Source organism: Brucella pseudogrignonensis, from assembly GCF_032190615.1.
Lineage (GTDB): Bacteria > Pseudomonadota > Alphaproteobacteria > Rhizobiales > Rhizobiaceae > Brucella > Brucella pseudogrignonensis_B.
Genome location: NZ_JAVLAT010000001.1, coordinates 485144 through 502329, shown reverse-complemented (window position 1 = coordinate 502329; position 17186 = coordinate 485144). Strand labels below are relative to the sequence as shown.

Sequence of the window (17186 nt, the reverse complement as noted above, 5' to 3'; positions counted from 1 at the left end):
AGAGAACTCACAATAAAAGAGGGAAATAACGTCCCCATTTGTTTTTTAAGCTATTGCCTCATCACGTCATGGAAATGAAGCGAAACTTAGTGTGAGCTTCCTTTTATCGTTGAGTTAACGGACCTTGTTGCTTTCGAGCCACTTTTTCCATGCTGCCGCGCTGCCTGCAAAGACATTGATGTCTGCATCACCCTTGATGCCGGGAATGGTGCCGGTGCCAGTATATTGCCAGAATGTCCACGGATGGGGGCCGTATTTCTCCGTCGGATGACCGGCAGTGGAGCGCAGCCAGAACGGATATCCGCTCAGCTGGTTGAGGTTGTTCTCATCGAAGAAGTCGACAGTTGTGTATATGATTGGGCGCTTGCCATAATGCTTTTCAACGGCATCAAGAAAAATCTTCATTTCTTTGCGCACGACGACTTCATTCGGCCTCAGTTTGCACGAGGGCGAATGTGCATTCCATTCCATGTCGAGTACGGGCGGCAATGCATTTGGATCACGCGGTACATTCTGGATATACCAGCGCGCCTGTTCGATTGCAGGGCGGCAGAAATAATAGAAGTGGTAGGCGCTTCGTGGAATGCCAGCTTGTTTTGCACCGTTCCAGTGTTCAGTGAAGCGATCATCGAAGCGGTCGCCGCCTTCTGTTGCTTTGATGAAGGCAAAGGAAATGCCGCTGCGCCGGACTGTGTTCCAGTCTACATCGACCTGATATTTGGAAACATCCGTGCCGTGGATTGGGTAATGCCACGGTGTGCGGCCAGTCCATTCAAACGGTTTGCGATCACCAAAACGCGGCGCGTTAATCGCGCCGGATGGTCGTGCCATTTGCTGCATCGAATTGCCGGATTTTTTAACGTCGGCGAAATCATAATCGACTGTCGTACAAGCGGACAGAAGAAACGCCCCGAGGGCAAGAAAGCAGCGGCTGGCGGTAGCGTTCATACGATAGTCCCGGTGTCGCGAATCAGTCTTGATTAGGGTTACGCGATCCCGATGCTGACGTCATCAGTCGGCGGGCAAAACTTTGCTCGATATATATTGTGTCGCAGGTTTAGGGCGTTTTGCGGATAATAGCGATCCATGCAAAGCCGCGGTGCAGGACTTTTTTCTGCAAATGAGCGCCTTGTTCTTTTGCAAGCTGCTCTGACACAGCAAAGAGGTTTTCGCGTGGAGTCACATGAAACCAATTTAGCCATGTGAAAAGGGCATTTTTGAAAAGGCTTGGTAGGCGTTGCTGATCGCCAAAATCGACAATATGCATTTCTCCGCCGGGCTTTAAGTGCTGGATGCTTTCAGCAATAGCCGATTGCCATTGCGGGATCATCGAAACCGCATAGGAAATGAAGATACGGTCGAAACTGTCTACATTGAAAAGTTTGACTGGATTGAAATGTGTTGCATCAGCACGTTCTAGTTCTATGCGTTCCGCAATTCCGGCTCTCTTTGCAGCTGCTTGAGCGGTATCGAGCATCTCGGCTGAAATATCGATGCCGTAGAGTTTTGCGGTGGGGTAGGTCTTCGCGGTTTTTACCAGATTACGTCCCGTACCGCAGCCTATTTCCAATACGCTGCCGCCTTGAGGAACGTTGAGGCCTGCGATCATTGTATCGCGACCGAGAAGATAATATTTGCGCGTCGCGTCGTAGAAGTATCGTTGGTGGCGATAGACGCGGTCCATCAGGCTCGCGTGGTCTATGCCGCTGCTCTGTTTTTGATGGGCGCTCATATTATGCGTCTTTCAGAACATAAAGGTGAAAGCCGCCATAGATGGAAGAGCGGTCGCGGTTATGCAAAGCACGAGATTGTTCTGCACAATAATTCCAATGGTCGAGTATTGAGACATCTACACGTCCCGGCAGCAAACTTGGCTCGGCTGCTGTGCGGAAGATAACGCGGGCACCGGGTGCTGCCGTGCGCGTGATTTCGCTCCAGAGTGCGTTGAGTTGTGCGTCGTTCATCCAGTCTTGCGCGTCAAGCAAGATATAGCGATCCACCGACGAAGCAGGCTTCTTGGCGAGAAATTCCGTATAATTGGCATTGCGCACGCTCATGCGATCACCGCGCGTGCGTACAGTGTCGAAGTTTAGGCGAGAGAGATAAGGCGGCAAAGGGCCGGTCTCGTCATTATTATTATAGCCGCGTCCAAACGCCTGCCATGCGAAATAGTTTTCGCTTAGAGGGAAAGCGCAGGCGAGTTTTTCGAGGCGCGCTCGAAGGACGAAAGCCATATCGCCATTGCCGGCTGTTGCCAAGGCATCATATTGCTGTGGCGGAATGCCAAGGCCAAACAGTGATGATTTGCGCGCTGTGGCCCAGCGCACCATGCGTTTTTCAAACAAGGGTGCTAGGGCAGTATCAAAGAACGTGCGCTGTTCTTCCATGGTGCGTGCTTTGAGAATGTCGCGCGGATCAATGCCATAAAGACGGGCAACGCGGTGTCCCATGCCAATGAACACGCCTAGCAGGCCATGGCGGTAGAGATCGCGGGAGAAAATCGAGATACGCTGGCGGCCGCTCCATTTGCGCTTTTCCCAATAGGCTCGGCTTTCGTTATCAAGATGAGGTTGGATGAAGCGCTGATAGGCCGCAAGATTGGCCTTGTCATCGGCTTTTCCATAGAAGCGGTAGAATGTTGCGTAGTCTGGCAAGTGTTTGAGTGCGGCGAGCTTCAGCCGATTAAAAGCAACATGCGCATTGTTCAGATCGACAGCTTCGACCGAAGCCGGATCGGCCGTCAGATAAGAAAGTGCGTTGCAGCCGCCTGACGCGATAGTCACGATGCGATGCCCCGGTTCTATGGAAAGTGCTGCCATATCGACTTCCGGGTCTTCCCATATCTGCGGATAAACCAGCCCTTTAAACAGCCAGGCAAACAGTCTTTCCGAAGCACCGTCTTTTGAGAGCGCGTTGTTTTGAGTGACTGCACGCTTGAGGATCGTGTCGTTCGTACTCTGCGTTTTCATGCCATGTTCCCGGTTCCTGCGGTGCCAAATCACTGGCGAAGCCAGACGTGTTTGGCAGAGTTAAACATCATCGGGTAACAGGCGCGTGACGCAGAAAGTTATGATTAGTCCTTTGTTATTATGGCGGTTTGTTACGGTGCGTAAGACTATTTGAGAGAACCTTTTCGTATGCGTGCCGTTTTGTGTTGTGATGTTGACATCGTCAAAACATCGCTTGGAAATAGCGCCGGGGACAAAAAGAGTGGTGTGACGAATGTCTTATGAAGGTGATTGGCCATTAAGGGGTCAGTCACAAAAAACCAGAGAGCGTTGGCTATATCCCCGCAACGCTTCAACTTAGGGTAAGGAGAGCCACCGTGAAGAAGTTTTTGATTGCTTCAGTTGCTGCCGTATCGTTTTTGAGTCTTGCAGCTTGTAGCGACAATTCAAAAGATTCCAGTAACGCTCCGGCAGCGCCGGCGCCTGAAGCGCCAGCTGCACCGGCAGCGCCGGCTAATAACACGACAACGACTCCGGCTACCCCTGAGCCAGCAACACCGACGCCTTCAACGCCAGGTACAACCGGAACTCCGCCTGCAAACTAGCTTGCAGTGATAGTCACGTGAATGCCCACGGTATTCACAGAATTCAGATAGCGGTCCGTTTTCGGGCCGCTATTTGCCTCGAAGGGAACGGAACGAGTGACAAATTCTGCGATTGTTGAAAACAAAGATGAGGTGAGCGCGTTTTCAGTGTTCAAACGCCGTCTGACTTCGGTTATGTCTTTTGTCATGAGCCGTAATTTCTTGTTTTTCATTTCTGCTATTGTTCTTGTTGCGCTTGCTGCCTGTGGCAAAGGTGCAGAGGAACAGGCAGCCGCGCCGACACAGTCGGAACAATCGACATCTGCACCTGTTCAGCAAGCGCAGGAAGGCCCTAATCTTATAAAGGCGCTGGAAGATAATTCCGGTGTTATGACACCCGAACAACAGGCTGTAGCCATTGAGCGTGCGCGCAGCAACGCGGAAGCCGCAGCCAAAGCAGTCGGACAATCCGAGCAACAGGCGCAGGCCGCCGGTGAAGCCGCTGCGAGTTCCGCGCAGCGTTCTTTTTCAGAACGTCAGCCCCAATAACTATTTTGTTTATTGCTAAATTATTGTTTTTTCGTCGATTGTCGCGAGTTGTTGTTTCCAGCCTTTGCGGAATTCTATAGAAACGATTCATGTCGATCTGGGTTCAAATCGGTGATTTTTTCACCTCTATAACGCTCAGCGCTATTTCCAGCGTGATTGAAGCTGTGCGAACAGTTTTCGAAGGCGATGCAGACACGCGCAGACGCGTTGCTTTTTCCATCGCCATGATTGCACTGTCGGCCAAGATGGCTAAGGCTGATGGTGTCGTGACGCAGGATGAGTTTCGCGCGTTCCAGCGGATTTTCTCCGTACCCGAAGAAGAACATGCGCATGTGGTGCGCCTTTATAACCTCGCGCAGCAGGACGTCGCTGGTTACGAGAGCTATGCGCGTCAGCTTGCGGGGCTTTGTCGCGAAGGCGATGAGAATTGTCATCTACTCGAAGATATTCTCGACGGACTGTTTCATATAGCGACCGCTGACGGCTATGTGCATGAAAAGGAAATGGCGTTTCTTTCGAACGTTGCCGAAATTTTTGGTTATGACGAACAAGGCTTTGACCGCATCGCTTTGCGGCATGTCAGTCGCGGCGAGGGCGATCCCTTCGCTATTCTTGGTTTGGATCGTGGTGTTTCTTTTGAAGAAGCGCGCAAAAAATATCGCGCGCTGGTTAAGGAACATCATCCAGACAGGCTTTTTGCAGAAGGCCTTCCGCTCGAATTCATTAATATTGCAAATGCGCGCCTCGCTGCCATCAACAGTGCTTGGGCCAGTGTCGTGAAGCAACTGGAGGCCGCATGAGTGGTTCAGATATTAAGCCGTCAGATGAATTAGCAGCGCTTGCATTGGCAAAGCCGGATTATCCGACCGCTACTATTGATGCCTCGCCGAACTTCGGACTTCGCAAGGATGGTAAGACGCCGACTTATCTGATCCTGCATTATACGGGTCTGGCGACGGCAGAGGAGGCGCTTGAAGTTCTCAAGTCTCCAGAGCGGGAAGTTTCAGCACATTATCTGGTTCATGAAGATGGACGCATTGTGCAGATGGTGTCTGAAAAGGCGCGTGCATGGCACGCAGGAAACAGCTTCTGGAAAGGCGAAACTGATATTAATTCGGCTTCCATCGGTATTGAGATCGTCAATCCGGGCGTTCTTGAAAACTATCCGCCATTCGCTGAGCAGCAAGTCGCGTCGGTTATCGAACTGTGCCGCAGTATTTGCTCACGCTACGGAATCCGCCCCGAAAACGTGCTTGCGCATTCAGACATAGCACCAGAGCGTAAGACTGATCCGGGGCATAACTTCCCATGGAAGCAACTGCATGAAGCAGGCATTGGTCATTACATTGAGCCAACGCCGATCCGCGGTGGACGCTTTCTCGCGCGCGGCGAACACGGGCAACCAGTTGAGGCTTTGCAATCGATGCTTGCGCTTTACGGATACAAAATCGAGATCAATGGCGTGTTCGATGAGGCCACTGAGATCGTGATTAAGGCCTTTCAGCGGCATTTTCGGATACAAAATGTGGACGGTGTAGCCGACGTATCTACTATAGATACCCTCTACAGGCTTATTTTTTCGCTGCAAAATGTTACTGCGTGAGTATCGCCATTTTTTAACATGCTCTGGGACGCAGGATTCATATTTCTGTAGTAATTTCATTAAATTAGACCGGAAGTCGTGCTGATTATTGATCTTTTTTCCCTGATGCGTGCATCACGAAATGTGACAGTGTTTATTACAACCTGTAAGACTATTTTACTTCCCCCACCAATCTTCGGCTGCATTTCCCCAGCACATGATCTGCCATTCCCGGCGGTGATGAGCGTGTGAAATGCTTGTTGAGCGGGATCAAAAATAAAACGGCAATGCTGCCCCCAAGACCAGCAAAGCCCCATAAATACGATCCAAGACGGTAGGTTATGAAGTCAAAATTTGTAGTTGTTTGCGCCCTCATTGGCGCCATGAGTTCTTTTGGTCTAAATTCTGCGATCAGTGCGCCGGTAAACGAGCCAACCAATCTCGCAGATCTTCTGAAAGCCCGCGCTCAAAACAAGGCTGTTGAAGCCAACAAGTCAGAAAAGGCTTCGCGTTCCGCACGGTCAGAAACAAAGCAGACCGCGAAAAAGGCTTCTGTGATCACCAAGCGTGCTGCACCCGCTGCAAAAAGTGCAAAGCGTTCCAAGGCACGTTCTGATGCACCAAAGTCCGCAAAGGTTAGCGGCAAGGCTTATTCGCAGATCATCAATCGCTATGCATCAACCTATGGTGTGCCATCGTCGCTGGCGCATGCCGTTGTTCGTCACGAGAGCAACTTCCAGCCAAATGTTCGCGGCAAGGCTGGTGAAATTGGTCTGATGCAGATCAAGCTCTCGACGGCGCGTGGTCTCGGATACACGGGTTCTGCAAAGGGTCTCTACGAGCCTTCAACCAACATACAGTTTGGCATGAAGTATCTTGCAATGGCTCAGAAGCTTGGCGGCGGCAGCACTTGCGGTACGATCCTTAAGTATAATGCCGGTCATGGCGCAAAGCGTATGAACCCAACCTCTGCAAAATATTGTAGCTCAGTTAAGTCCTATATGGCTGGTCTGTAACATCTGAATTTATGTTGTCGGTCGCGTAGAGTTTCAGGCCGATGATGTGAACGAAAAGCCGGTAGTGGTTTTGCTGCCGGCTTTTTTGTTGTGTGGAGATTTTTGCGAAACACGGTTCCCACTTTGTCCGATCATGCTATATACGCGCCGTCAGTCGGTCGGGCAGCCGCGCTTGTCATATGTCGAAAGACGGCAGGTGAGGAAAGTCCGGGCTCCATGGAAATACGATGCCGGGTAACGCCCGGCGGGGGCGACCCCAGGGATAGTGCCACAGAAAGTAAACCGCCCCGTCTTCCGTACCGCTTGTCTAAGCGGCAGGGATGACGGGGTAAGGGTGAAAGGGTGGGGTAAGAGCCCACCGCGCCGGTGGCAACACAGGCGGCACGGTAAACCCCATTGGGAGCAAAACCGAATAGGGACGGCGCGCCGGTTCGTAAGGACCGGCAATCAGTTTCCGGATCAGTCGTCCGGGTGGGTTGCAAGAGGCGGGTGGCGACATCCGTCCCAGATGAATGGCTGCCACGTTGGACGCAAGTCCGGCCATACAAAACCCGGCTTATAGACCGACTGACACTTTATTCTTTCTCATATGTCTTTGATCGCAGGAAACGGATAGTTGTGTTCACGTTGCCTATCTATTGCGGAGCTTCCTAATAAAGGAGGTTTCCATGTCGAGCTTAAAAGATAAAGTCGCAATTATTATCGGTGCGTCGTCGGGTATAGGGCGCGCTACGGCAATGCTTTTTGCCGCGCAGGGTGCAACTATCGTTCTAAATGCCCGCAATGAGGCGGGGTTGGTTCCAGTCGCCCAAGCTATCAAAGAGCTTGGCGGTGAAGCATATTATGTGGCTGGTGATGCTTCAAGAGCTGAAACGCATGAGAAACTCATAGCCGTTGCGCAAAGTGAGTTCGGTCGTCTTGATATTGCTTTTAATAATGCTGGCACTGTCGGTCCTATCGGGCCTTTTGCAGAAACAAGCCTTGATGATTGGAACAAGGTGATTGCCGGAAATCTGACATCGGCATTTCTCGGCGCGAAATCGCAGATACCATCCATGCTCAAGTCCGGCGGCGGTTCGATCATTTTTACATCAAGCTTTGTTGGCACCAGTGTCGGAATTCCTGGAATGTCACTCTATGGTGCTGCAAAGGCTGGGTTGATGGGATTGGTGAAGGGCATCACGGCAGATTATGGCGCGCAAGGCATAAGAGCCAACGCGCTTTTGCCGGGCGGTGTCGATACGCCGATGGCAGGCAGTGATGCGCAGAAAGAATGGGCGGCGGGCCTCCATGCAATGAAGCGGATTGCGAAGCCTGAAGAAATTGCTCAGGCGGCACTCTTTCTTGCGGGTCCAATGGCGAGCTTTGTTTCCGGCTCAGCGCTTTATGCTGATGGTGGTAATTCAGCTGTCAAATAAAAAATAGTGGCTTTCCGGGTTGGAAAGCCACTGTGCCAGATCAAATGGGTGCGCCTGTGAAGAAGTCATAAATAAGCTTCATGTTCAAAACGACAATGATTGCGGCGGTAATAGCCGCAAGAATTGTTACCCAGCGCGGTGCCACCAGTGCGCCCATTTTTTTCTTTTCTGCTGTAAACATCACAAGCGGAATGACAGCGAAAGGCAATTGTAGGCTGAGCACAACCTGCGACAGGATGAGAAGCTCGCTGGTTCCCTGTGATCCACACATGATTGTAACGATTGCGGCTGGAACTATCGCGACAAAGCGTGTGATAGCGCGACGCAACCAAGGCTTCAGTTTGATGTCGATGAAACCTTCCATCACGATTTGACCTGCCATCGTTGCAGTGATGGTCGAGTTAAGGCCACAACACAGCAAAGCAATTGCGAAGAGTGTTGGTGCCAGCGCTGAACCAAGCAGCGGATTGAGCAAGGCATGGGCCTTGTCCAGGTCTTCGACGCCGGTATTTCCGGTTGCGTGGAAACTTGCGGCAGCGAGGATCAGGATGGAAGCATTGACCAGCAGAGCAAACGTTAACGCAATGGTGGAATCAAGCGTGGCATAGCGGATTGCCTCGCGCTTTTCGGGTATTGTTTGGCCATAGTCACGGGTCTGGATGATGCCAGAATGCAGATAGAGATTATGCGGCATGACCGTCGCACCAATGATGCCGAGTGCAATATAAAGCATATCCGGATTGCGCAGGATTTCGGTGGTGGGTGCAAAACCTCGGATAACATCACCCCAATTTGGGTCTGCCATCAGAATTTGGATCAGGAAGCAAATTGCAATAACAGCCAGCAGCGCAATGATCAGCGCTTCAACACGACGAAAGCCTTTGTTTTGGAGATAGAGCACCAAAAGCACATCGGCGGCTGTGAGGATGACACCGATTTCGAGCGGGATGCCAAACAGCAAGTTGAGACCAATTGCCGTGCCGATGACCTCGGCAAGATCGGTGGCACAGATTGCAAGTTCTGCCAGCAGCCATAAAGGCCAGGCAAGAAAACGCGGATAGGCATCGCGGCAGGCTTGAGCAAGATCGCGTCCTGTCGCAACGGCCAGTCGGGTGCAGAGTGCTTGCAGAAGTACGGCCATGAGGTTTGAAAGCAGCACGACCGACAGCAGCATATAGCCAAAGCGCGAACCGCCAGCGAGGGATGTTGCCCAGTTTCCGGGATCCATATAGCCAACGGCAACGAGATAGCCGGGGCCGAAGAAAGCCATGGCACGTCGGAGTTTAGAACCGGACCGACTGACCCGTATAGAGCGATGAACATCTGACATCGAAGCTTCGCCGCGATCACGACGCCAGCCTTCAAAACTAACATCTTTCGCCGTGGTCGTCGTCGTATCCTGTGGGGCCATGCTTTAAGCTTCCAAAATGCAATTGCAAATTATTTGCATTTAATAATCTTGTGCGGTGATTACGTCAACGGTGTTGGGGAGAGTGCTCTTCATAACTATGTGATTGTGAAGGCTGGATATTGGATGAGTGAATTGTCGGCTAAACCGGCTCTGATGCTGCGAGGATAAGAGCTAACAAAAGTGCCTCAATTTATTGCTGGGAAAACTTTTCACACAAGACGGATTTATGAAGGTCGCTGCCAAAGGATAACGGTTCATTAAGCTTAATATCCGATAACTGTTTGAACGAATCCGCCAAATCGACACCCGTCTGAAATTGGCCGGAATGATGCGTAAAACACTGGATAGCGGGACGTGATCCCGGGAAAGGATCGTGATGATGGCTAGCCTCGGCGGAGACCAATCTCAAGCCGAAGGGGCTCAGGTCCGTCACGTTCCGGTGCTTATCTCCGAAGTGATTGACGCTCTGAAACCCGAAACCGGCAAAGTAATTGTTGATGGCACCTTTGGTGCTGGTGGTTATACGCGCTGCATTCTTGAGCAGAGCGCAAATGTTATCGCCATTGACCGTGACCCAACTGCGATTGCAGCAGGACAGGTCATGGTGAAGGAGTTTGACGGCAGGCTCGATCTTGTTGAGAGCCAGTTTTCTGCGCTGGATCAAGCGGTTGAAAAGGTATTGGGAGCGGGTGCCATGGTCGATGGCGTTGTTCTCGATATTGGTGTTTCCTCAATGCAGATTGATGAAGCCGAGCGCGGCTTCTCTTTCCAGAAAGATGGTCCGCTTGATATGCGCATGTCGCGCAAGGGACCGAGTGCTGCTGACGTCGTGAACCGTCTCAAGATGGGCGATCTTGCACGTATTTTTAATTTTTTGGGCGAAGAACGTCATGCTGGCCGTATTGCACGCATGATCGAAAAGCGCCGTGAAGCACAGCCTTTTACACGCACCCTTGATCTCGCGAATGCGATTGAAGGGCTGGTCGGACGCAATCCAAAGGTGCCAATTCATCCGGCGACGCGCGTGTTTCAGGCGCTGCGTATCTATGTGAATGATGAGTTGGGCGAATTGGCGCGCGCGCTGCTTGCAGCCGAGCGCGTCTTGAAGCCCGGCGGGCGTCTTGTTGTTGTGACCTTCCATTCGCTCGAAGATCGTATGGTCAAGCGCTACTTTGCGGATCGTTCTGGCGGCAGTGCAGGATCACGGCATCTGCCTGCAACGCACGTGCGGTTGCCAAGCTTTACGCCTGCGGTGAAGGGCGCTGTTGGCCCAACAGCTGAAGAAGAAGAGCGCAATCCTCGCTCGCGCTCTGCAAAACTGCGTGCAGGTGTGAGAACTGAAAATCCGCCTCTTGAAGATGATTTGACGCTTTTCGGGTTGCCTAAACTGCCTGAAACGCATGAACTGGCCCGGAGTTGAACGAGTGCTGCGTACTTTTGAACTCATCATGATTGCGGCGATGCTGATAGCAGCAACGATCACCTATACCATCAAGTATGATGCGGAGAGGCAGATTTCGGTTATTGCTAAACTCCAACGCCAGATTAACTCTGAGAAGGACACGATCACGCTTCTGCGCGCAGACTGGGCATTGATGAATCAGCCGGGACGTTTGCAGAGCTTGGTGGGTGTGTACTCTGAAGAGCTGAAGCTTGAGCCGATTGAAGCGCAGCAGCTGGCCATGGGTGTCGAAGATATTCCTGAGCGTCAGCTCGATGATATTCAGAAATTGATTTCCGGCAGCGACGAACTGGTCGCAAGCGGCGTTCTGGAACCAGATGCAACCACCACCGGAAGCGTTAAAAAGAATGGAGCGAGGCACTGATCATGCGGCTGAAGCTCGGATTGTCCAAGAAGAACAAAAATACCATTGATGACGGCACCATGCCGGCTGGCAATGAAAAGCTGGCTGGCAATATGGCGTTTGTGGGTTCCCGCAAAAAACATGGCAATCGTGCGCGCAATCGTTTGTGGATGGCCATTGCCTGTTTCGTCGGTATTTACGGTGTTATCGGCGGAAAGCTCATCTATTTCGGTGTCATTGGTGGCGAAGACGATGACTCCAACGGTCCTGCTGTGCATCAGCTGGCGTCGCGTCCCGATATTCTGGACCGCAACGGCGAAATTCTGGCAACTGATATCAAGACTGCGTCGCTTTTTGCGGAACCTCGCAAGATCGTTGATCCAGATGAAACCATCGAGCTTCTTTCAACCGTCATTCCCGATCTCGATTGGGAAGCCACGTATCGCCGCCTGAAGAGCGGTGCAGGCTTTGTCTGGGTAAAACGCGGTTTGACGCCGCGTCAGCAGAGCCAGATCATGGCTCTCGGTGTGCCGGGTATCGGATTTCGTACCGAAAAGCGCCGTTTCTATCCCGGTGGTCCGACCGCGTCGCATATTCTTGGCCTCGTCAATGTCGACAATCAGGGCATTGCGGGTATGGAGAAATATATTGACAGTCAGGGGCTTAGCGATCTTCGTGCAGCAGGCATGGCCACTGCACAGTCGTTGGAACCGGTCAAGCTTTCGATTGATATTCGCGTGCAGCATATCATGCGTGATGTGCTGGTAAAGGCGGTTGAACGTTATCGCGCAATTGCAGCGGGTGCTGTGGTGCTGAACGTGAAGACCGGTGAAGTGATCGCCATGGCTTCGGTGCCGGATTTTGATCCGAACAATCCAGTGCACGCACTGGATAAGGATCGCCTTAACCGTATGTCGGCGGGTACCTATGAAATGGGCTCGACGATTAAGAGCTTCACCACGGCTATGGCGCTCGACTCGGGCAAGTTCACGCTGAACTCGAAGATTGATGCCTCGCGGCCGCTGGTCATTGGTCGTCAGACCATCCGCGACTTCCACGGCAAGGGCCGTGTGTTGACGCTGCCAGAAGTTTTCATCTTCTCATCCAATATTGGTTCGGGTCACGAAGCGAATGTCGTTGGCATTGAAGGCCACCGTGCGTTCTTGAAAAAGCTTGGTCTTCTGGATCGTATGCAGACAGAGCTTCCAGAAGTTGCGCGTCCTGTTGAGCCGCGCGTTTGGAAGAAGGTTCATTCGATGACCATTTCGTTTGGTCACGGCATGATGACCACGCCATTGCAGACGGCGGTTGGTGCGGCGGCGCTTATGAATGGCGGCAAGCTGATCGAGCCAACTTTCCTTGCGCGTACACAGGCTCAAGCCGATCAGGTCGCACAGCAGGTGATTCATCCGCAAGTCTCTGCTGACATGCGCTATCTCTATCGCCTCAACGCAACTGCGCCCGGTGGCTCGGGTAAAAATGCAACGGTTCAGGGCTATCGCGTTGGCGGAAAGACCGGCACGGCGGAAAAGGTCGTTCATGGCCGTTATTCGAAGGATGTGCGTTTCAATGCCTTCGTAGCCTCATTCCCGATGGATGATCCAACCTATGTGGTTCTAACCATTATTGACGAACCGAAGCCTGAAGAAGGTAAGTACAGTGCGACCGCTGGTTTGAACGCAGCCCCAATGGTTTCACAAATTATTCGCCGCTCAGCCACTTTTTTGGGGGTTAAGCCCGATTTTAAACAGGAATTTGCGCCAGCAGAGTCAGAAATCGCCACCGCTGCTGCTGGATATGATTGATTCGTGTAATTGCATGTAGCGCGTGATACGTCCCTTTATCTGGAATTGGTATGACCATGAAGTTGAAAGACATCGCACTTTTTAAGGATCTTACCTCCGGTTCCGCAGGTGATCTCGAAATTACAGGCGTTACATCGGATTCCCGCAAAGTGGAGCCGGGCTTCTTGTTTGCGGCTCTCAAAGGCGTGAAGGCAGATGGCTCGGCCTATGCGATTGATGCTGTCAAACGTGGAGCAGTTGCGGTTATTGCTGGCAAGAGTGCAGTTCTTGAAAATCGCGGTGTGCCTCTCCTTCATGTTGAAGACCCGCGCCATGCGCTCGCTATTGTGGCTGCTCAATTTTATGGCAAGCAGCCGGAAGTTATGGTTGCAGTCACAGGTACCAGCGGCAAGACTTCAGTGGCGTCGTTCACGCGTCAGATCTGGGCCTATGCCGGTTTTCCAGCCGCAAACATTGGTACAACAGGTGTCTTCTCGCCAACGCGCAGCGACTATAATTCGCTGACGACACCTGATCCGGTTGAACTGCATCGTGTGCTTGCTGAACTGGCCGATGAAGGTGTGACCCATGCTGCGATGGAAGCTTCGTCGCATGGTCTTGATCAACGCCGCCTCGATGGTGTGAAGCTTGCCGCTGGTGCTTTCACAAATCTTGGTCGTGATCACATGGACTATCATGCGACGATTGAAGAATATCTGCATGCCAAGATGCGCCTGTTTGATACGCTTTTGCCAAAAGGTGCGCCTGCGATTATTTTTGCAGATGACCAATTTTCGCCACAGGCTATTGAAGCTGCAAAAGCTGCGGGTTGTGATGTAAAGACCGTTGGTCGCAAAGGCGATTTCATCACCATTAAGCGCGTTGAACATGAGCGTTTCCGCCAGCATGTCGAAGTGCGCATCGGGGACGAAATTTTTGAAATTGAATTGCCGCTGGCTGGTGACTTTCAGGTCGCGAATGCACTGGTGTCGGCTGGTCTCGCTATGGTGACCGGTGTCCCGGCTGCTGCTGCAATGCGTGCGCTTGAACGTCTTAAAGGCGCTCCGGGTCGTCTTGATCTCGTTGGTGCCACCGAAGAGGGCGCTCCTGCCTATGTCGATTACGCCCATAAGCCTGAAGCGCTTGAAAATGTGCTGACGTCCGTGCGTCCGTTTACCACGGGTCGCGTGATCGTGGTGTTTGGCTGTGGCGGCGATCGTGATAAGGGCAAGCGCCCGATCATGGGTGAAATCGCAGCGCGTCTTGCTGATGTGGCAATCGTCACAGATGACAACCCACGTTCCGAAGTGCCTGCGCAAATCCGCGCCGAAATCATGGCTGCGGCACCGGGAGCCACGGAAATTGGTGATCGTCGCGAGGCGATTTTCACAGCAGTTTCGATGATGATGCCGGGCGATACATTGGTTGTTGCGGGCAAGGGACATGAAGAAGGTCAGATTGTTGGCAATATTACTTTGCCATTCTCTGATCATACGGAAGTGGCGGCGGCACTTGGCGCACGCCTTGAGGAGCATAAGGGATGAATGACTGGCTTTGGACATCTGCCGATATGGTGGAGGCCATGGAAGGCCGGCCTTTCGGTACGTTGCCTGCGGGGATCACGGGAATTTCCATTGATAGCCGCACGCTGAAAGAAGGCGAAGCTTTCTTCGCGATCAAGGGCGATTTGTTCGATGGGCATGATTTTGCAACGGCTGCTATGGCCGCTGGCGCAGGTCTGCTGGTGGTGAACGAATCCCGCCTTCCTGCGCTTGGTCATCTCAAAGTGCCGATGATCGTGGTTGAAGATGTGCTTGAATCTTTGACCAAGCTTGGTCTTGCTTCGCGTGAACGCTCCAAAGCGCAGATTATCGCTGTCACGGGCTCTGTCGGTAAGACGACAACCAAAGAGGCGCTGCGTCACGTGCTGGCCGATAGCGGCAAAGTTCATGCGTCGGTTGCCTCTTTCAACAATCACTGGGGCGTGCCGCTGACGCTTGCGCGCATGCCAGCCGATACCGATTATGGTGTGTTCGAAATCGGCATGAATCATCATGACGAAATTCGTCCGCTGGTGAAAATGGTTCGCCCGCATGTCGCGCTGATAACGCTGATTGCGCCTGCGCATCTAGGCCATTTTGCAAATCTTGAAGAAATTGCGGTAGCAAAAGCTGAGATTTTTGAAGGCGTTGTACCGGGTGGCTATGCGCTACTTAATCGCGATGACAAGCGCTTCAAACAGCTTGAAGAACTGGCTGAAAAGGCAGGCATCGAGCACATCGTCACCTTCGGTGAAAATGCCCGCTCGGACTATCGCCTGCGCGAAGTCAAAATGCATCCGACCTGTTCGTGCATGACCGTTAAGATCGGCAATGAAGAAGCCGTCGTCAAAGTCAGCATGCCGGGACGCCATATTGTGCAGAACATGCTTGCTGTTCTGGGTGCTGCTCATCTCGTTGGTGCAGACATGGCAAAAGTTGCCATTGCTATGGCAACGCTGAGCGCTGAAGGCGGTCGTGGTGCGCGTCATGTGCTGGAACACCCGGACGGTGGTTCTTTCACACTCATCGATGAAAGCTATAACGCCAACCCAACATCGATGCGTGCGTCGCTTTCACTTTTGCAGGCAACGCCGCCGGAAGGTCCGCGTGGTCGCCGCATCGCAATTTTGGGCGATATGCTGGAGCTGGGTCGTCAGTCTGGCAAGCTTCATGCTGACCTCGCGCGCCCGATTGTCGATGCCGAAGTGAACGTACTTTATATCGGTGGCCGTGAAATGTCGGTGCTGAAAAACGCCTTGCCGGTTGAAATTCACGTCGAATACAGGCAGAGCACCGAGGAATTATTGCCATTGGTGATGAAAGCAGTCCGCCCCGGCGATGTGGTCATGGTGAAATCCTCCAAAGGGATCGGTTTCGCTAAGATCGTCAAGGCGCTGACAAACCAGTTTCCACCGGTGGTTCCTGCCGAATAGGCGTGTTTGAGGGATTTTTCTCCGTATGTTGATGCTTCTTGCAGTTTTTGCCGATCATGTGACGCCGTTCAACGTGTTTCGCTACATCACGTTCCGCACCGGCGGCGCGATGATTACCTCGGCACTGATCGTTTTCTTGTTTGGTCCTGCGATCATCAATTCGTTGCGTGCGCGACAGGGAAAAGGCCAGCCAATCCGTGCTGACGGTCCTCAGACTCACTTTAAAAAAGCCGGGACGCCCACCATGGGTGGCCTGATGATCATGACCGGCATTCTCGTGTCATGTTTCTTTTGGGCCAATCTTTCCAGCGTCTATGTCTGGGTTGTCTTGATGGTCACGGTTGGATTTGGCGCGATCGGCTTTTATGACGATTACCTGAAGGTCACAAAGCAGTCGGATAAAGGTTTCTCAGGTAAGTCGCGCCTTGGTATCGAGTTTCTGATTGCTGCTGTTGCAGCATTTATCATTATGCGCGCCGGGCAAGAGCCGTTCTCGTCGTCGCTGACATTTCCATTTGTAAAACAGTTCGTTCTTAATCTTGGTTGGTTCTTCATTCCTTTTGCAGCCTTCGTGATGGTTGGTGCAGGCAATGCGGTGAACCTCACCGATGGTCTTGATGGTCTTGCAATCGTGCCAGTGATGGTTGCTGCCGCTTCCTTTGGCTTCATTGCCTATCTGTCGGGTAATGCTATTTTTGCGGATTACCTACAAATCCACTTTGTTCCGGGTACGGGTGAATTGGCGGTCGTTCTGGGCGCTGTGATTGGGGCGGGGCTTGGCTTCCTCTGGTTTAATGCGCCACCGGCTGCAATTTTCATGGGCGACACAGGTTCGCTTGCCCTTGGTGGTATGCTCGGCACGGTTGCTGTTGCCACCAAGCACGAGATTGTCCTTGCGATCATTGGCGGTCTTTTCGTCATGGAAGCGCTTTCGGTGATTATTCAGGTTGGCTCGTTCAAGATGACTGGCAAGCGCGTGTTCCTGATGGCACCTATTCATCATCATTTTGAAAAGAAGGGCTGGACGGAAAGTCAGGTCGTGATCCGTTTCTGGATCGTGGCGATTATCCTTGCCATGATCGGCCTTTCCACACTGAAGTTGAGATAAGGCAGAC

The 17186-nt window shown here is 52.2% G+C and carries 16 protein-coding genes and 1 other RNA gene; 13 read left to right on the top strand and 4 right to left on the bottom strand.

Annotation, left to right across the window (positions count from 1 at the left end; all coding sequences use genetic code 11):
* Positions 1-114: 114 nt before the first annotated feature.
* The 3 genes from RI570_RS02470 to RI570_RS02460 all read right to left on the bottom strand — a co-directional run bounded on the left by RI570_RS02470 (position 115) and on the right by RI570_RS02460 (position 2969).
* On the bottom strand, positions 115-948 hold the full coding sequence (locus RI570_RS02470) for a GH25 family lysozyme (protein ID WP_313826779.1): 834 nt from the start codon (positions 946-948) through the stop codon (positions 115-117).
* Between the two features lie 109 nt (positions 949-1057).
* Positions 1058-1732, bottom strand: coding sequence for a class I SAM-dependent methyltransferase (locus tag RI570_RS02465; protein ID WP_313826778.1), 675 nt, complete (start codon positions 1730-1732; stop codon positions 1058-1060).
* A gap of 1 nt (position 1733) precedes the next feature.
* Positions 1734-2969, bottom strand: a complete 1236-nt coding sequence (locus RI570_RS02460; RefSeq protein ID WP_313826777.1) for a DUF3419 family protein — start codon at positions 2967-2969, stop codon at positions 1734-1736.
* A gap of 356 nt (positions 2970-3325) precedes the next feature.
* On the opposite strand from RI570_RS02460, the gene RI570_RS02455 reads away from it, so the two are divergent.
* The 7 genes from RI570_RS02455 to RI570_RS02425 all read left to right on the top strand — a co-directional run bounded on the left by RI570_RS02455 (position 3326) and on the right by RI570_RS02425 (position 8097).
* Complete coding sequence (locus RI570_RS02455) at positions 3326-3553, top strand: hypothetical protein (protein ID WP_313826776.1); 228 nt, start codon at positions 3326-3328, stop codon at positions 3551-3553.
* Positions 3554-3727: 174 nt separating this feature from the next.
* Entirely contained in the window at positions 3728-4081 is a 354-nt protein-coding gene (locus RI570_RS02450) for an antifreeze protein (protein WP_313828523.1), read from the top strand.
* An 89-nt stretch (positions 4082-4170) separates the two neighbouring features.
* Positions 4171-4881 carry a DnaJ family molecular chaperone gene (locus tag RI570_RS02445; RefSeq protein ID WP_313826775.1) on the top strand — a complete coding sequence of 237 codons (711 nt, stop codon included), beginning with the start codon at positions 4171-4173 and terminating at the stop codon, positions 4879-4881.
* Positions 4878-5684 (top strand): N-acetylmuramoyl-L-alanine amidase, encoded by an 807-nt coding sequence (locus RI570_RS02440; protein WP_313826774.1) that lies wholly within the window; start codon positions 4878-4880, stop codon positions 5682-5684. Before RI570_RS02445 ends, RI570_RS02440 begins: the two co-directional genes overlap by 4 nt.
* 320 nt (positions 5685-6004) lie before the next feature.
* On the top strand, positions 6005-6679 hold the full coding sequence (locus RI570_RS02435) for a lytic transglycosylase domain-containing protein (RefSeq protein WP_313826773.1): 675 nt from the start codon (positions 6005-6007) through the stop codon (positions 6677-6679).
* A gap of 150 nt (positions 6680-6829) precedes the next feature.
* An RNA gene (gene rnpB / locus RI570_RS02430) (RNase P RNA component class A) lies at positions 6830-7254 on the top strand.
* Between the two features lie 93 nt (positions 7255-7347).
* Positions 7348-8097, top strand: coding sequence for an SDR family oxidoreductase (locus tag RI570_RS02425; RefSeq protein ID WP_313826772.1), 750 nt, complete (start codon positions 7348-7350; stop codon positions 8095-8097).
* A gap of 40 nt (positions 8098-8137) precedes the next feature.
* Here the strand turns inward: RI570_RS02425 and RI570_RS02420 are convergent, their stop codons facing one another.
* Positions 8138-9508, bottom strand: coding sequence for an Nramp family divalent metal transporter (locus RI570_RS02420; RefSeq protein WP_313826771.1), 1371 nt, complete (start codon positions 9506-9508; stop codon positions 8138-8140).
* 376 nt (positions 9509-9884) lie between these two features.
* On the opposite strand from RI570_RS02420, the gene rsmH reads away from it, so the two are divergent.
* Genes rsmH through mraY form a run of 6 tightly spaced genes read left to right on the top strand, consistent with a single transcriptional unit; the run spans position 9885 to position 17179 of the window.
* Positions 9885-10928 carry a 16S rRNA (cytosine(1402)-N(4))-methyltransferase RsmH gene (rsmH, locus tag RI570_RS02415; RefSeq protein WP_313828522.1) on the top strand — a complete coding sequence of 348 codons (1044 nt, stop codon included), beginning with the start codon at positions 9885-9887 and terminating at the stop codon, positions 10926-10928.
* Between the two features lie 4 nt (positions 10929-10932).
* Positions 10933-11334, top strand: coding sequence for a hypothetical protein (locus RI570_RS02410; protein ID WP_313826769.1), 402 nt, complete (start codon positions 10933-10935; stop codon positions 11332-11334).
* Between the two features lie 2 nt (positions 11335-11336).
* Entirely contained in the window at positions 11337-13118 is a 1782-nt protein-coding gene (locus RI570_RS02405; RefSeq protein ID WP_313826768.1) for a penicillin-binding protein 2, read from the top strand.
* Between the two features lie 50 nt (positions 13119-13168).
* Positions 13169-14641 carry a UDP-N-acetylmuramoyl-L-alanyl-D-glutamate--2,6-diaminopimelate ligase gene (locus tag RI570_RS02400; RefSeq protein ID WP_313826767.1) on the top strand — a complete coding sequence of 491 codons (1473 nt, stop codon included), beginning with the start codon at positions 13169-13171 and terminating at the stop codon, positions 14639-14641.
* A complete protein-coding gene (locus RI570_RS02395; protein WP_313826766.1) occupies positions 14638-16071 on the top strand; it encodes a UDP-N-acetylmuramoylalanyl-D-glutamyl-2,6-diaminopimelate--D-alanyl-D-alanine ligase in 1434 nt (477 codons plus the stop codon). Before RI570_RS02400 ends, RI570_RS02395 begins: the two co-directional genes overlap by 4 nt.
* A 25-nt stretch (positions 16072-16096) precedes the next feature.
* Positions 16097-17179 carry a phospho-N-acetylmuramoyl-pentapeptide-transferase gene (gene mraY / locus RI570_RS02390; protein ID WP_313826765.1) on the top strand — a complete coding sequence of 361 codons (1083 nt, stop codon included), beginning with the start codon at positions 16097-16099 and terminating at the stop codon, positions 17177-17179.
* Positions 17180-17186: the final 7 nt, after the last annotated feature.

Bases quoted from the DNA above. Each gene is read 5' to 3' on its own strand.
- RI570_RS02470 (WP_313826779.1), bottom strand. From the start codon at position 948: ATGAACGCTACCGCCAGCCGCTGCTTTCTTGCCCTCGGGGCGTTTCTT.
- RI570_RS02465 (WP_313826778.1), bottom strand. From the start codon at position 1,732: ATGAGCGCCCATCAAAAACAGAGCAGCGGCATAGACCACGCGAGCCTG.
- RI570_RS02460 (WP_313826777.1), bottom strand. From the start codon at position 2,969: ATGAAAACGCAGAGTACGAACGACACGATCCTCAAGCGTGCAGTCACT.
- RI570_RS02450 (WP_313828523.1), top strand. From the start codon at position 3,728: ATGTCTTTTGTCATGAGCCGTAATTTCTTGTTTTTCATTTCTGCTATT.
- RI570_RS02445 (WP_313826775.1), top strand. From the start codon at position 4,171: ATGTCGATCTGGGTTCAAATCGGTGATTTTTTCACCTCTATAACGCTC.
- RI570_RS02440 (WP_313826774.1), top strand. From the start codon at position 4,878: ATGAGTGGTTCAGATATTAAGCCGTCAGATGAATTAGCAGCGCTTGCA.
- RI570_RS02435 (WP_313826773.1), top strand. From the start codon at position 6,005: ATGAAGTCAAAATTTGTAGTTGTTTGCGCCCTCATTGGCGCCATGAGT.
- RI570_RS02425 (WP_313826772.1), top strand. From the start codon at position 7,348: ATGTCGAGCTTAAAAGATAAAGTCGCAATTATTATCGGTGCGTCGTCG.
- RI570_RS02420 (WP_313826771.1), bottom strand. From the start codon at position 9,508: ATGGCCCCACAGGATACGACGACGACCACGGCGAAAGATGTTAGTTTT.
- rsmH (WP_313828522.1), top strand. From the start codon at position 9,885: ATGATGGCTAGCCTCGGCGGAGACCAATCTCAAGCCGAAGGGGCTCAG.
- RI570_RS02405 (WP_313826768.1), top strand. From the start codon at position 11,337: ATGCGGCTGAAGCTCGGATTGTCCAAGAAGAACAAAAATACCATTGAT.
- RI570_RS02400 (WP_313826767.1), top strand. From the start codon at position 13,169: ATGACCATGAAGTTGAAAGACATCGCACTTTTTAAGGATCTTACCTCC.
- RI570_RS02395 (WP_313826766.1), top strand. From the start codon at position 14,638: ATGAATGACTGGCTTTGGACATCTGCCGATATGGTGGAGGCCATGGAA.
- mraY (WP_313826765.1), top strand. From the start codon at position 16,097: ATGTTGATGCTTCTTGCAGTTTTTGCCGATCATGTGACGCCGTTCAAC.